We start from the raw sequence: 15,676 nt of genomic DNA, 5'->3' as shown, positions 1-15,676 counted from the left end.
AACTAATCTTAAATGCTCCACTTAAAACAATCAATCCAATGAAATCTCAATTATCTCATCATAAAATGAAGTTTCTGAATAACCTTCAATTTCTATCCAAGCTGGAACAAAATTCTCCTTATTATCCTCCCTTGACAGCTCTACATGATGCTCTGTAGAGAAGAATATTGGATTTTTAAGGTCATGGAAACGATAAAAATTTTCACTTGCTTTATATTTATTATCCTCTTTGTCGATGTAATATCCATCCACCCTAGCATTTGATGATCCCCGACCGTCTTTGTCATGAAAACGATAATTGAGCATTTCATATGCCCTTTCTGAGGGCAACTCTTCAGTCATCACAACTTTTGTCTGTTTTCCAATTTCAATTTTCTCAATGGAAATTTCATTCCCTAAATACTCAAATGTCTGAGGAAATGCCTTTGAGGTATCAATGGGAAATTGTGCTTGCTCATTTACTGAAAATGAAGCACTACCGATGTGAACACGGATGTCGGTTGGTTTTTCACCATAAAGTGATTCAAATGTTGTCTCCTCTAAATTCCATCCATTCGAACTTCCGCCTCCTCCTCCATAACCAGCCAAACCTAATTGACCATAAGCATGCTTCTCTTTACTTTCTATACTTGCAACTGTCAAGTATTCCATCTTTCTATCTGGGTTTTCATTGCGATAACGATAAGACAATACTGTTATCGTCGGAGCAATCGTCAATTTTTCAAAAATAACCGGATTCCCATCAATTTCAGTCTCGACTTGAAATTCGTGAACAATTGCTGGATGTTTCTTAACTGGAATATCAAAACGCCATTCTCCTTCAATAAATTCATTGGTGCCACTCGCTATGCTTTGAGAGGATTCTTTATCTGCAGAAGTGTTAACCACTTTCTCAAGCTTGCTGAGCTCCAATTGAATGATCCCTTGATCAGTGGATATTGGTTCAACGCCAAGTCTGCCTTTATACACTTGGTTACTTTCTGAATAAATGCTTAGATGACTAGTAACAGGCGAGTATGTTGGCTCACCTTCGCTGTTCCAATTGTGATGTAAATTTTCGATTTGTAGGCCCTCGTTATAATTGATCATATAGTTATTGTCCTTCTGTTGATCCTCAATTTCATAGTAGACAAGCGTCTGTATGTCATCCGCAACCACACTTGTGATGGTCACCTTCACTCCATTGCTTTCTGCTTCAAAATTCATATATTCACCTAATCCTTGTTGAACATAGCCCTGCATTTGTTCATCTTGCTTGTTGCTTAAATCTTTCCACCAATTCATTACACTTGTAAAATTATTGGTTGCAACAGCTGTCCCTACGAATAACGTGAAGAAAAGCATTGCCACTATTCCCACCGTTGTTCGATGTTTATATTTCTTTCGCCTATTTTCCCGATTGTTAAAAACTGCATGTCTAACATTGCTCATAAAATCATCCGGTACCTGAATTGAATCATTTTCTGAATCTAGAGCAGCAACAATCTGTCGTAATTTTTTCACTTCCTCATTGCAACTTTCACATTCAGTTAAATGTTGTTCAATCTCTTTCCTTGTCATCTCACCAAGTTTCCCTTCCAAATAATCAATGAAATGCTCTTGAATATCATTACAATCCATTGTCTGCACCGCCTTCGAATATTTTTCTAAGCATCATAAGGCCCCTATACAATCGTGATTTCACGGTCCCTACTGGCAATTTTAAAATAAATGCAATTTCCTTCTGAGAATAACCTTGAAGATACTTTAATATAATAATCTCCTTATGTATTTCATCAAGCTGGTCCAAGTCTTCCAATACTTCTACTTTTGTTTCGAATGGGCTACTATCCGTCTTTTCTTGCAAACTGGTCACTATTTGTTGTTTTCTTTTCCGATAAATAGCTCTACATTCGTTGATAAATATTGAGGTCACCCAAGTTTCAAAATATCTGTCTTCCTTTAATTGTCCAATTTTGTCATGCACTTTAATAATTGTATTGTGAAAAACATCTTCAACATCATGATGATTTTTAAGATAGGCCCAACCGATTTTATAAAACTTTGATTTTCTTTCATCAAACCAATCTACCACAGCATTCATATCTTGCTTTTTAATCTTTTTCAGTCGTATAGAATCCGAAATTGATGTGACCACAAACGTCAGACCCCCTTCTCACGTACTTTTTTAGCAATTAGAGTATCTAGCTCCACTAAAAGTTCCATTACAATTAAATTTCTTTGCTGTACTCACTATTCCGAGATAACTGATTAACTTACAGATTATAATTATCTATAAAATCTAATAGTTACGATAATGGATATGATATTATAGAATGGCCCACCAATTATATGTTAATTAGTGAGCGAAAGTTAGTAGAGGAGGCGTTCATTATGACAAACAAAATAATTTTCATTACAAACGACTACAAGGGGATAACGACTAATAAACAAATTAGTTAGTGTTTCCCCTAATTTCAAGGGGGAAGATTATGAATAGAGGGAATGTTAAAATTGTATCATTAAATGCCGACAACTGGTATGACTGTTGTGAATTAGAGGTATCAAAAGAACAAAAAGAATTTATTGAGCCAAATGCTATTTCAATAGCTCAAACAAAGTTCGAACTTACGTTAAAGCCATATGCTATCTATGCTGAAGAAAAAGTAGTCGGCTTTTTGATGTACAATTCTGTTCAAGAAGAACTTGATGGTTATTGGGTATATAGAATAATGGTTGATAAGCAATTTCAAGGGAAAGGTATAGGTAAAACCGCTACTAAACTAATGATGTTAGAAATGGCAACATCGGACAATGCAAAAAAAATTGTTGTAGGTTATCATCCAGAAAACTTGGGCGCGCATAAAATGTACGCTAGTTTAGGATTTATTGACTATGGTGATAGATTTGGTAAAGAAATGGCTGTAGTAAAATATATAACTGATTGATAGATCAGTTATTTTTTCGGATTATTAGATGCTTCAATTAAATATAGAAAGAGCATGTTTTGAGCAATTTTCATTCAAAACATGCTCTTTCTTTTTGTTTGCCTATCAACATTACTTGTATCAATTTGATAAATCATTGTTCTAAAGTAACAGCATTGCAATTAAATTTCTTCCTCACTTCTATAGAATCAATTTCATTATGCTTATCCAATCCACTGGGTTATTTTATATAGTTCCTTGGGTTTCAAACAAAACTAACTAAGAAAACCGCCAAAAGGCAGCGCTCTTATTTAATTTGAAATCAATCGCTCCCTGAATGAAACACGGTAGCATATCATCAGTTTTTTTTCATAGTTCTGTCATCTTTTGTACAAGTTATGCGTACGTTGAAGTGTAGACAATCGTTCAAACAAACATTTCCTTGGCCATCAATTCATAGGATTTCAGCATATTTTTAAAAACGTAAGCAATCATGGCAAGCATCACTTCACTCACGTTGAACACTTCAGCAATCTTTTCAATCTATGCTCGTACCATTTCCGGTGTCCCGTCATTCAATGCATTTATCACACATGGCATTCCGCCCGGTGCACAGCCAGCCCTTGCATCAATCCATCCAGGAAAAAGTGCTTCATGAAGTTTGAAGTTCTCAGCTACTTTATAAGCCGAGATGGGCTGTATGTATTAACAATTCCTTAGCGTTACCACCTTAGGAAATCGGCGATTGATCTTATATGTTTAATTTGATGGACATAAAAGTTCCCCCTATCTTTATCCCTCCATTTCACATGAAGTATCCTGTTCATATGGTGTGTATGCTCAGGTTATAGGTTTGGGAAAGTCATATTCAGGTAATGAGTACTAATAATGAAACTGGAGGTAGCCTATGCCGAAAATTCTTTCTGTCAGCACATTCAAACCGCCTCATGAAGTGAAACAGCAGCAGGCCGTTGAGTTAACCCGATCACTTTTCAGTGAAAAGTATACTGATATTGAACGGCTTTTGAAAGTCTTTCAAAATGGAGATATTGAGACGCGTAATGTGTCGATGCCGCTTGAATGGTACGGGAGAGCGCATGATTTCGAAGAGAGAAACAGTATATATATTCAACATGCAGTCGAATTCGGTGTCCAAGCCGTACAATCATGCCTCCAAGGGAATGGCATGCTCGATGGAGCGATTGAACCTTCTATGATCGACGCTATCTTTTTCATTTCAAGCAGCGGAATTTCCACACCAAGCATTGAAGCACGCATTATGAACCGGCTTCCTTTTCGAGATGATACGAAACGTGTTCCTATTTGGGGGCTGGGTTGTGCAGGGGGTGCTGCAGGAGTTAGTAGAGCGCATGAATATTGCCTTGCATTTCCCAAGGCTAATGTCCTCGTTCTCTCCGTTGAATTATGCAGTTTGACGTTTCAAAAAGAAGACTATTCAAAAAGTAATCTAGTAGGTGTCTCACTGTTTTCCGATGGGATTGCATGCGCATTAATATCGGGCGATAAATCTTCGGTGAAAGTAAAAAAAGCGATGCCAAAGGTTATTGCTACCACTTCAAAACTATTACCGGATTCCGAGGACGTTATGGGTTGGGAAGTGAAAAACTCCGGACTGTATGTTGTTTTCTCAAAAAGCATTCCTGCTGTCATAACAAATTGGCTCGGACCTTTCGTCCATGAGTTCCTGAGTGGACACGAACTAACAAAAGATGATATTACACACTTCGTTGCACACCCAGGAGGAAAAAAGGTACTTGAAGCATACGAATCAGCATTAGGATTCGATCAAAACAAAACGGACATTTCCCGCGATGTTTTACGGCACAACGGCAATATGTCGTCCCCTACTATTCTTTACGTTTTAGAAAAGTTCATTGAAAGCGAGCCCATTGCCGGTGAGTATGGACTAATGGCTGCACTTGGCCCTGGATTTTGCGGTGAACTGCTGCTATTGAAATGGGAATGAGGGATTAGCAGATGATATTTTTCATAGTCATTTCAATTGTTATCATACAGCGCCTTGTTGAACTGGTTGTCGCGAAACGCAATGAGAAATGGATGCGCAGCCAAGGAGCATTTGAAGCAGGTGCCGCTCACTACCCCATTATGGTTTCCATGCATATCGCATTTTTCATTTCCCTTCTTGCGGAAGACTTTCTGTTCGATAGATCAGTGTCGTCAGTATGGATTTTATTTCTCGTCATTTTTCTAGTGGCGCAGGTGGCACGGATTTGGTGCCTTGCTTCACTCGGAAAGTTTTGGAATACCAAAATCATCATCTTACCGGGTGCGGACGTTGTGCAGAAAGGTCCTTATAAGTGGGTGCGCCACCCTAATTATATAATCGTGACGACTGAGCTATTGGTGCTTCCTCTCATGTTCGGCGCTTATATAACTGCAATCATTTTCACATTGTTGAATGCATGGATGTTATCAGTGCGAATTCCTGCAGAAGAGAAAGCACTGAAAGAAGCAACCAATTACAGCAAAAAGTTTTCTTTGGAGTGATAATTGACAAATACAATCGATACCTCCAAGTCAAGCATACTTTTCTAACCCATAAAAAAAACGCTGAACTTAACTAGTCAGCGTTTTCCTATTTCATTACCATCTTTTACGCATGGATTTCATAATAAAACTCACAATAATTACTACGAAAAGTGCTCCGATAATGGCGGGTACAATGTAAAAATCAGCAAGTTTCGGACCCCAATCCCCTAGCAATCTACCACCAATCCATGCACCAATAATTCCAGCAATCACATTCCCTATGATTCCACCTGGCATATCTTTACCTATAACTAATCCTGCAAACCAACCAATGATTCCACCAATTATTAAATATAATAGTAACCCCATACCCTACATCCCCTTTTAAACTATTTTATTTTTTTAGTGAAAAAATATATATGAGAACGATAAAATCCACACTCTTTTTAGTCGGTTGGGTATTTGATGATTGCTGTAGAACAATTAAAAATATGTCTGAGTAATTGAAGAGACAAGTGGCAAGCCATTACGCCTCCCCTTATCTAGGCTTGGAATTATAAGTTTCATTTTCTTATGTTAAATAAAAACCAGAATTTTGGATTCTCTATAAACTAATACGCTTTGCAATTCTTAAATATACCTTTTCTTCATATCTCTTTCAGCTCCAGTGTACCTGCATCTGATTCCATTGAATTACGCTTCGGCTACCCTTGTAAGGCCCCTACACTTGTTTACATACCCTATTCATTACTTCAATAGATATATACGGGTGATGACCCTCTCCTTACACTTGAATTGTATAAGGAGAAGATGATTTAAGTAATCTTTCTACCCCACCAGGATGATAAGGCATTAACCCATTCGCTGTCGGCAAATCTACCCACTTTATTTCAGAAATTTCTTCTTCGTCTTGAATTAAGCATTCCCCAGATACGATTATTGCCTTAAATGTTAGAAATAAAGCATGTTGGCCTTTTGCATTAAAGAATGCTTCATTCACCGCCACAATACTCTCCACTTCAATCGTCAAACCTGTTTCTTCCTGGGCTTCACGAATAATTGCCAGCTCTAACGTTTCCCCCTCTTCTACGTCACCTCCAGGAAGTGACCAACCGCTTCCTTTGTTATTTACCATTAGTACTTTTTGCTCGTCTTCTTTATAAATAAGTGCATAGACAACATTTACTTTGTTCATTTCTACCTTCACTCCCAAATGTCGATTAACTAAAACTACCCTTCATACTTTCCTAGATAGGGGATCTCCTTACCATCTACTATTACAATATATGCAGGCGTATCCGTTTGGTATATCTTTGTTCCAACTGGTAATTTATTAGATGTACCACTTTTAAAGTTCCTTGCTTTGTCCGTTTTTCTTGTTATTTCTCCTACTTGCTCACCAAGAATATAGGTTAATTCTTTTACCCATTCTAGATCTTGGGCGTTCGAGTAGACGATTCTATCTAAAACAAAAATATCCGCATCACTATTTCCAAGAAAGTCTTTCGGCGTGGGATTCCCTTTATATGCTTCTTTACAGCCTGATAACACTACTAGAAGTAAAGTTAATAAGAGTACTAATCGACCGATTTTCATGGATATACCAGCACCCCATATCCTTAAGTCTTATAGACATATTCATTACAATATGGAACAACTCAACTACTTATACGTCGCCAACGTTCAAATGGTTCCATAATATACAATAAATAGCATTTTCGGTGTTTCCACAATATATTCCCTTCAAAACTAATTTCCAAACACGAAGGAGCACTACCTAACAGGTGTGCTCCTTCGTGTTTTACACTTTTACCTTTTCGTCCTTCAGATACGTCAATGTTTTCCCAGTAAACCCGAACAATATCGTTAAAATTGGTGACAACAAGCAAAAGAATGCGAATGGTAAATACTCCACTGTCGAAACACCTAACACACCAGTGATGAAAATACCGCAAACACTCCATGGTACAAGCGGATTAACAACAGTACCGGCATCCTCCATAACTCTACTTAAATTCTTATTGGCAAGACCTACTTTTTCATATTGTGATTGGAAAGCTTGCCCTGTCAATAATATCGACAAATACTGTTCACCAATCAACACATTAATGCCAATCGCAGTTAACGCGGACGCTGCAATTACCGATGAAACTTTCTTTAAAAGGCTTTCAATTTTCTCGAGTAAACATTGGACAATTCCAAGTGTAAATAACAATCCACCCATACTAAGTGCCAACAATACCAAACCAATTGTAAACATCATACTTTGCATGCCGCCACGTGTGAGTAGTGCGTCAATATCTTCGATTCCTGTCGTTGAAACGAAGCCTTCGAATAAAATCTTAAATACTTCCGGTGCGCTGAAACTCTGATGGAAATAGGAAATTGCAATTGCACTGACCGAGCTTAATGCCAATGTCATTAGCGCTGGGACTTTCATTATTGTTAAAACGAAGAGAACAATTAACGGTATTACTGTATACCAGTGGATCATCCCCGTGTCCAACAATCCTTCTTGGAAATAGGAAATTTTATCAACATCGCTCAATGTGACACTTGGCGACAAGAAAGCAAAGAATATCAGTGATAAAACAAATGCCGGAATTGTTGTCCAACTCATATTCCGAATATGTTCAAACAAGTCGACATCAACGATGGATGAAGCCAGGTTTGTCGTATCCGACAGGGGTGACATCTTATCTCCAAAAAATGCTCCAGAAACAATTGCTCCAGCCGCCACAGCCAATGATAAGTCGAGCATAGTCGCCATCCCAATAAATGCAACGCCTACCGTTGCTACCGTCGTCAACGAACTACCGATTGAAACACCAACAATTGCAGTAACTACAAAAACAATTGCAAAGAAAAATGACGGAGTAATTAGATTAAATCCAGTATAGATTAGTGTCGGAATCGTCCCACTCATGATCCAACTGCTTACTAAAATGCCAATGAAGAAAAACAGGAATACCGCACTCATACCCGCTCCTGCTCCTTCGACTAAGCCACCTTCAAGTTTACGGTACGAAACTTTTTTGAGCAGACCGTAACAAATTAATACTAAAATTGAAAACAAAATCGGTAAGTGCGGAACTGCACCAAACTTAACAATGCTGACGCTAATTATCGTTACAATCGTTGCAATAAGTGCTATCGCTTCTAGAAATGTCGGTGAAATAACTGCTTTTATACGGAACATGATGGAATCCTCCTCGATGGTTTAAAACTTAAAACAATTTTTAGATACAAAAAAGCCCCTTCAATCCCTTGGAAAGGGACGAAGAAGCTCTCCGCGTTACCACCCTAATTGATGGACCAGTTCTGGACTGGCCATCCACTTCATTAGTAGTTGAGAAAATCGGACGGCGTACTTCATACATATTGTTGCCTGAATTCTCACCTACCATTCAGTCTCTTGCTGCTGCTCGCAATATGATTACTGGACCATCTCTCAAATATATTTAGTTTTAATACTTTTTTGAATTAAGGAAGACAGTTTAAATGTGCGACGTCCTGTCGCAACAAGCAAGGATGTCATTCAATCCTTCCCGACTGCATACCCGCATCCTGCTGGCACGTAATAGTAATTGATTTGAATCTTATCACGTTACAGTTGTAAGTCAAGTTATTATTAAGTCTTAAGTTTCTCACTTTTCTACCATTAAGAAGAGTTTATAATCTACTTTTCTTTCAGTAAGGTCTTGCTATTGAATACACAATCAGCCACATAGGCTTACAGCGTTCAAATCCAATATTTCCGGCGACTTCAATCACAAAGCAAACTCCATTCCTTCCTCCGCAATATGAAAGCCCTTCATTTCAATCTCTTTACGAATCGTTTTATCCGGGTCGATGACGGGATTCGAGTGATTGAGATGAATAAAGTAAATCTCAGTTCGTTTAACTAAATCTTGTAATCGATCCATTGTTTCTGTCATGAGCGGGTGAGGGATTTCCCGATAGTCTCGGCCAATCTGTTCAAGATCTTCAGCGGAATGGAATGTCCCATCCAGTAAGCAAATGTCAGCTTCTTCGCACGCTTCGTAAATATCTTTGTCCCATTGTTCCCATCGATCGATATCCGGAATATAAAGAACTTTCTTCTTCGCCCCTTTTATCCAAAAAGCAAATGTCTCAGAAAATTCATTTCTGTGAGGGACTTCAACAGGTATGACTGTGACATGAGGTGAAACGGCAATTGCTCGTCCATCACTAATCTCTCGTACGTCAATATTGTGAAGTTTTGTTAGTTGGCTCCAAGGTGCTTGTTCTTCTAACATTTTCTTCATTTTCGTGCCCGCCATTACAGGTACCTTATTTGCACCAATCGCTTCTTTTCCTAAAAATAATAACCCTGGGTAATGACCTAAATGAGCATGTGTCAAAAAGATGCTCGCCATTAGCTGACCTTGCATATTGTGTTTGATTTGTACTCTTGCCATCTGTTCTTTTAAGTCTGGTGTTGCGTCAATCAAATGCCAAGCCTTCTCTTTCGGTAGTACAATTGCCAATGACGCCGCAGAGCGCCTATTCTCCGGATTGCTGATTGCCTCCGCACAGTTTTTACAAAAACAATTCGGATGCGGAAGGCCAGCATCTTGTGCTGTTCCTAACACATGTAAAATGACTTCGCTCATAACGTTATTTCCCCCTTAGTATTTATTTCACTTGCATCTTTATAGTCCTTCTTGGTAATGGTCCAGCCAGTGAAACCAAAAATGATATTAATGATTGGGACTAGAAATGCGAAGAAAACAAATGGGATGAACTCGCCCGGGCTGACGCCAAGAATGTCCGCTGCAAAAATGACCGGAACACTCCATGGGACGAGGTTTATTCCTACTGTGCCTGCTGCTTCGACACATCTTGAAAGGTTTTTCGTGTCGATCCCCATCACTTTATATGTTTTAACAAACGTCCTTGCCGGTAGAATAATCGCTAGAAATTGTGCACCACTTGCAAAAGCTACGACAAAAGTTGAAAGGATTGTCGAGCTGATCAATGTTCCAGTTGAGCGTACATTTCCCATCATTCTTCTCGTTAACACTTCAAAAGAGCCTGTTTCTTCTAAAATACCCCCAAGGGATGTCGCGATGATTAACAGTCCGATTGTGGCTAGCATGGACATGAGGCCTCCACGATTAAGCAACGAATCTACTGTAGCCACACCCGAATCTACCGAAAATCCGCTCGTCATCACTTGAACAATCGAGGAAGCGGAAACCCCTTGAACAAGGACTGCAAGTACTGCACCTAGAAGTCCTACAATTGTTAACGCTGGAATCGCGGGTATGCGTTTCATCATTAAGAAAATCGTGAATACTGGCATGAGTAACAGCAGCGGATGAATGACAAAGACACTTTCCAGCCCTTTAATAATCAAATCAATTTCACTCGTATCTGCAGTATTGTTAGCTACGGCTGAAATACCCACGAACCAATACAGAACAATTGAAATGACAAATGCAGGAATCGTATCCCAGAGCATGTGCTTAATATGACTAAACAAATCCGTTTCCGCCATGGCAGGAGCGATGTTTGTCGTATCGGAAAACGGCGATAGTTTATCGCCAAAATAGGCGCCTGAAATGACGGCTCCTGCAACAAGCCCCGGAGCAAAACCAAGTCCTTCTCCAATCGCCATAAAAGCAAGTCCTACTGTCGCAATTGAAGTAAACGAACTTCCTAATGTAATCGAAACAATTCCAGTAATTAATGCAACAAGCGGTATAAACATTGAAGGTTCAATAATCGATAGTCCATAGTAAATCATCGTTGGGATAACGCCACTTGCAATCCAAGTTCCAACAATTATTCCGATGATAAGTAAAATAAAAACGGCGGGCAATGCTCGGGATACCCCATTAACCATCATTTTTTCTACTTCACGCCAACTCCAACCACATATTTTCGCAATGACAGCAGCAACAATCACCCCAATCATTAATGGAATATGCATCCCAGCCTTCCAAACAAAAATGGACAAAGTTGCAGCGATCATTAAAGTGAGTATTGGGATAATTGACATTACAAAAGATTGTTCCTTTTTCATTTTCGACATCCCCTTTTTCTTTGATGATACAACCTGAATTTTTTCGTGTGTGCGGAATCCTTCTTCATCGTAATCTACTTTCCAAGCCCCGGGCAACTGGAGCTAAGCAAAAAATGAATACAAAAAAGCCCCTACAATCCCTTGGAAAGGGACGAAGGAGCTCTCCGCGTTACCACCCTAATTGATGAGCCAGTTCTAAACTGGTCATCCACTTCATTAGTAGTTTGAGATTAACCGATGGCGTACTTCATACATATTGTTGCCTGAATTCTCACCTACCATTCAGTCTCTTGCTGCTGCTCGCAATATGATTACTGGACCATCTCTCAAATATATTTAATTTTAATACTTTTTCGAATTAAGGAAGGCAGTCTAAATGCGCGACGTCATGTCGCAACAAGCAAGGATGTAATTCAATCCTTCCCGACTGCATACCTGCATCCTGCCGGCACATAAAAGTAATTGATTTGAATCTTATCACGTTCAGCGGACATGTCAAGCAGTTCAATAAACACAGAAAACTAAGTATTTTCTTTCTCTTCACTTGATTATCAATACTCGTACGCAAAACCGACTTTAATGCCACTCATTTTTTCAAGCCGATTTATATTCATAACGCAGTTTCACAGTCGAATCCATGCTCGAATTTAGTCCTCGGAACGATCGTCTACTAACTAACATGGATTAGAATGCGGAGAATTTGGCGCTCACTTTTCCGGTGTATAGATGCTTTTATTATTTTTATCAATAATTAGCAATGATTTTGCTGGTATTATCTCGCCTTGATAATCAAACTCAACATCCGAAAAATTGGCTACTACACTTAACAATTTACCATATTCAGTCATTTGAACTAATCTATCACCTGATATGATTTTGAAATTCGTCATTTCTTTCGTTATTGCTTTTTCGCTAAAATTTGACCATACCTTAGAATGTCTTACGATTGTATCTTTATGTTTTTCCCACTCGTGCTTATCTAAATGATATAAAGGGGGTACATTATAAAGTATCTCATACAACATCCTATTAGCTATTTCATCTTCTATTTTTAAGGTTCCCCATCCCCACCAATAAGTCGTAATCACTGAATCGTTGTAAACCAACTTATACAACGGGATCGTGTAGGTTGAATCCAAAAATAACTTCTTGTACTTATCCTTTACAGGTATTTGTTTAGAAAACAGTTCAGGAGCTCCGCCAGTACTCGAATAGTATCTCCCTACATAGTACTCACTTTCTTTGTTTTTACTCATATCCTCATCCATCCAAGAAAATACTGGCGTTTCTATGCCATGTGCAAAAGCAATCGTTTTGTTAGCAAAATCATTTCCGCCTTCAGTTCCGACTACCATATCCCATTCTTTTTGCAGATATTCCATTCTCTTAATTCTAGCCTGGATATCTTCCTTTTCAGTAGTAATATGTTCTGGCGAATAGTCATCATAAATCTCCCCAGTGCCATCTGTGTCTAAAAACCATGAGTTAAATGCTAAGCCCGTATTTAAAATCGAAGTTAATCTTTCTTCTACACTAGGCATTGCAAGCGTCGGATTCAACTTTCTACCTTCACCTTGGAATCCTTCAATCTTGTTCCCCTCTTTATTGGTGACAGTTGCCTTCACGTAAAGTGAAGTATCCTTAAACTTAGCAGTTTCCCACTTCTCTTTACCTGGTTCATGGATTGAATGATACGAATCATAAGTACCAATTAAATAGCCCAGGTCTTCTGCTTCTTTTACTAACTCTGGTTTAATGAATCCTTCCTGCCAGTCATCCAAACCAATCCACATATTTTCTAACCCTGAATCCTTCATATCCTTTATCACATCAACAGTATTTGCATCTGCCCACTGCTCTATTGGGTCAACTACATCGCCAAGTATACTTTTTAATAAACGCTTATTTAGGTCAATTAATTCAACAGGATTTAAATTGTCTATTCCCTTGTTTAATAACTCTCGAGTTTCTTTATCAGCTTCAGTAAAAATTTCCGGATTATAGAATTCTTTTAGCTGCATTACGGCACTTAAGCCATTTATTATTCTAGTTTCAATATACTTGTCTACATAATCTAAGTTATTTAAATCATCAAAGGCCGATGAAAGTTCTGCTCCGTCCTCCACTTTAGTAGTTAATAACTCCTGAATCCATAATCTCAGTTTTTCAGGGAAACTGTCTCTTAGTTTTGCCCATTTTATATTTTCCTCTGAAATAACAGTTCTATCCCAAAAATAAGCATGGGGTGCACCGTAAAGCTTTTCGATATTACTATTTTCTTCAGCCTTATCCCCCAAGCTTTTGAAGTCATCCTGTTCAACCAAATAATTTTTATAGGTCTTTGCAACATCTACTGGATTTTTTTCCGTTACATATATTCTAAATCCGTATTCCTTCTCTTCATTAATCGCTGGAAATTCATGATTGAAAGTAAACTCTATATCATTTTCGGTATTAAAAACAACTTCACTATTATAAGGATTTTTAATTATATAGACTAGCGAATATGCACTTTTATCAACTGCAAAAAACTGCATAGAGAAAGCTTCAATCACCTTCATTTTTTCTTCACTTAAATAATCTTTCCATACTGAATCATTGCTCGGAATATGCTTCCCTTGATTTAATGGGAGCATATATCCATCACCTTTCACTTTTGGCCATGCAAACATGTTGTCTTCATCTTTGTTGGATTTCATGGTTACATCTACATACTTATCTTTTTTTTTGATATTAACCTCAATTCCCTTTTCCAAATAGGTCCAGGTAATCGTATCTCCATTGTCTTTTAAATTCGAAACTTCCATTTTCTCCAATGGTTCCGATACACTCTCAGAAATTCCATTAGACTCCACCTTAACCGTTAGTGTTTCCGGATCAACACTAAAGTTAAAATCTTGATTATTTATTTTTGAATGGACCTCTTTGCTTGTTACTTTTTTGTCGTCCACACACCCAATAAGAGCGCTTGTTACAATTGCAACAATTAACATGATTGATAGTATTTTTTTCATGTATTACACCTCCATAAATAGAGTATGCTGGGTTTGTTACACGAATGTTACAAAAACCGCTAACCTATTATTTTCTAATTCGAAGCAGAAATCCACAATGGACTTGATATCACATAAAAAAGAAGCCTAATAGCTTCTATTAGGCTTCTTTTTTCACTGTAATTCTTCAATTGTTTTCACAATTTTTCCGGTATTCGCAGCAAAAATATTATTTATAAATAATACTTCTGTTACTGCTTGTTCATTTACCAATTTCTTTAAACTACTATTGTAATATCTAGAATCCACTACATAAATTTCGTCATAATGAGGGATTAAAAATGGCACAAACGCATTTCCATAAGACTCTTTTACAACGACTAGCTTCTTCCCTACTTTACTATCATTATTTTGAATTTTAATCATTGGAAAATCTCCATGCAAAAATACAGAGTAAGCATTAACACCATTTACATAATCAGCATATAACGTTGAAGGAACTGCTGTATCTTCCTTCCCTTTTTCATATCGAAATACCTCGTAATCAACTGGAATCTTATAATAATCAACTACATCTTTATTCTCTTTTAGTTTAGTATCTTGCGTTTGTGTGAAAAGTGTACCTAAAAATTCTTTCTTAGAATATTTTTCGTATTCATCTAATGATTTCGCTTTAAATCCTGCTTCTTTCGCGAATTGTTCGTAAGCATAATATGCACCTAGCGATGTCCAATGGTGATCCGTATTAAAATATAGATACTCATTTTTATGTTTTTCTAATGCTTTATACGCGTCAACAATCTTAACACCGCTATCAAGATTGTCATAAATTTTATCAATGACAGGTTTTTGCGGTGTAGACATATGTTGATATTTTTTCGGTAGCGCAAATTCTACACCTGTTGGAACTACCATATTATAAACTTCTACATGCTCTCCTAGAGTTTGTTTCATACTTGAAATAGTATTGGAATATCGCTTTGCATTTTCTTCATTTCCGTAAAATATTTCGACTGCTCGATTGCCTAGTGTAATAATGGAACCGGATTTTTCAGCAGTGGTATTCTCTGTAACTTCTTGTTTATTTTCTTCAACAATATTCTCTTTACTCTCTTCCTTTACAGAACTACCACTTTTATTTTCTATGTCTTTAGAAGCACACCCTGCAACTAGTAGGGTCGCAATTGCTGAAACTATTATAATTTTTTTCATTT

Annotated in this window: 13 protein-coding genes; 3 read left to right on the top strand and 10 right to left on the bottom strand. The window is 37.7% G+C overall.

Annotation, left to right across the window (positions count from 1 at the left end; translation table 11 throughout):
- Nucleotides 1-30: 30 nt before the first annotated feature.
- Both FQ087_RS00445 and FQ087_RS00440 read right to left on the bottom strand, forming a co-directional pair.
- Nucleotides 31-1,620, bottom strand: coding sequence for a DUF4179 domain-containing protein (locus FQ087_RS00445; protein WP_149580685.1), 1,590 nt, complete (start codon nucleotides 1,618-1,620; stop codon nucleotides 31-33).
- Nucleotides 1,610-2,137, bottom strand: coding sequence for an RNA polymerase sigma factor (locus FQ087_RS00440; protein WP_149578611.1), 528 nt, complete (start codon nucleotides 2,135-2,137; stop codon nucleotides 1,610-1,612). Before FQ087_RS00440 ends, FQ087_RS00445 begins: the two co-directional genes overlap by 11 nt.
- Before the next feature lie 334 nt (nucleotides 2,138-2,471).
- On the opposite strand from FQ087_RS00440, the gene FQ087_RS00435 reads away from it, so the two are divergent.
- From FQ087_RS00435 to FQ087_RS00425, 3 genes are all read left to right on the top strand, one after another.
- On the top strand, nucleotides 2,472-2,927 hold the full coding sequence (locus FQ087_RS00435; protein ID WP_149578610.1) for a GNAT family N-acetyltransferase: 456 nt from the start codon (nucleotides 2,472-2,474) through the stop codon (nucleotides 2,925-2,927).
- An 886-nt stretch (nucleotides 2,928-3,813) separates the two neighbouring features.
- A complete protein-coding gene (locus FQ087_RS00430) occupies nucleotides 3,814-4,893 on the top strand; it encodes a type III polyketide synthase (RefSeq protein ID WP_149578609.1) in 1,080 nt (359 codons plus the stop codon).
- Nucleotides 4,894-4,904: 11 nt separating this feature from the next.
- Entirely contained in the window at nucleotides 4,905-5,435 is a 531-nt protein-coding gene (locus FQ087_RS00425; protein WP_149578608.1) for an isoprenylcysteine carboxyl methyltransferase family protein, read from the top strand.
- Between the two features lie 96 nt (nucleotides 5,436-5,531).
- Here FQ087_RS00425 and FQ087_RS00420 read toward each other — a convergent pair whose 3' ends face one another.
- The 8 genes from FQ087_RS00420 to FQ087_RS00385 all read right to left on the bottom strand — a co-directional run bounded on the left by FQ087_RS00420 (nucleotide 5,532) and on the right by FQ087_RS00385 (nucleotide 15,674).
- Nucleotides 5,532-5,786 carry a GlsB/YeaQ/YmgE family stress response membrane protein gene (locus FQ087_RS00420; protein ID WP_149578607.1) on the bottom strand — a complete coding sequence of 85 codons (255 nt, stop codon included), beginning with the start codon at nucleotides 5,784-5,786 and terminating at the stop codon, nucleotides 5,532-5,534.
- Between the two features lie 415 nt (nucleotides 5,787-6,201).
- Entirely contained in the window at nucleotides 6,202-6,612 is a 411-nt protein-coding gene (locus tag FQ087_RS00415) for an NUDIX hydrolase (RefSeq protein ID WP_149578606.1), read from the bottom strand.
- Between the two features lie 35 nt (nucleotides 6,613-6,647).
- The gene (locus tag FQ087_RS00410; protein ID WP_149578605.1) at nucleotides 6,648-7,013 is read right to left on the bottom strand and encodes a hypothetical protein; all 366 of its coding nucleotides are present in this window, start codon (nucleotides 7,011-7,013) and stop codon (nucleotides 6,648-6,650) included.
- Between the two features lie 205 nt (nucleotides 7,014-7,218).
- Nucleotides 7,219-8,616, bottom strand: a complete 1,398-nt coding sequence (nhaC, locus tag FQ087_RS00405) for a Na+/H+ antiporter NhaC (protein WP_149578604.1) — start codon at nucleotides 8,614-8,616, stop codon at nucleotides 7,219-7,221.
- A 571-nt stretch (nucleotides 8,617-9,187) separates the two neighbouring features.
- On the bottom strand, nucleotides 9,188-10,054 hold the full coding sequence (locus tag FQ087_RS00400) for an MBL fold metallo-hydrolase (RefSeq protein ID WP_149578603.1): 867 nt from the start codon (nucleotides 10,052-10,054) through the stop codon (nucleotides 9,188-9,190).
- Nucleotides 10,051-11,469 (bottom strand): Na+/H+ antiporter NhaC, encoded by a 1,419-nt coding sequence (gene nhaC, locus FQ087_RS00395; protein WP_149578602.1) that lies wholly within the window; start codon nucleotides 11,467-11,469, stop codon nucleotides 10,051-10,053. The genes FQ087_RS00400 and nhaC (FQ087_RS00395) overlap by 4 nt, the downstream gene beginning before the upstream one ends.
- A 707-nt stretch (nucleotides 11,470-12,176) precedes the next feature.
- Nucleotides 12,177-14,483, bottom strand: a complete 2,307-nt coding sequence (locus FQ087_RS00390) for a glycoside hydrolase (RefSeq protein ID WP_149578601.1) — start codon at nucleotides 14,481-14,483, stop codon at nucleotides 12,177-12,179.
- Nucleotides 14,484-14,636: 153 nt separating this feature from the next.
- Nucleotides 14,637-15,674, bottom strand: coding sequence for a DHHW family protein (locus tag FQ087_RS00385; RefSeq protein ID WP_149578600.1), 1,038 nt, complete (start codon nucleotides 15,672-15,674; stop codon nucleotides 14,637-14,639).
- Nucleotides 15,675-15,676 lie beyond the last annotated feature (2 nt).

The sequence above is a fragment of the Sporosarcina sp. ANT_H38 genome (assembly GCF_008369195.1).
In the GTDB taxonomy this organism is placed as follows: Bacteria; Bacillota; Bacilli; order Bacillales_A; family Planococcaceae; genus Sporosarcina.
Note: the sequence above shows the minus strand (reverse complement) of the source record. Positions and strands in the feature narration are given on the sequence as shown.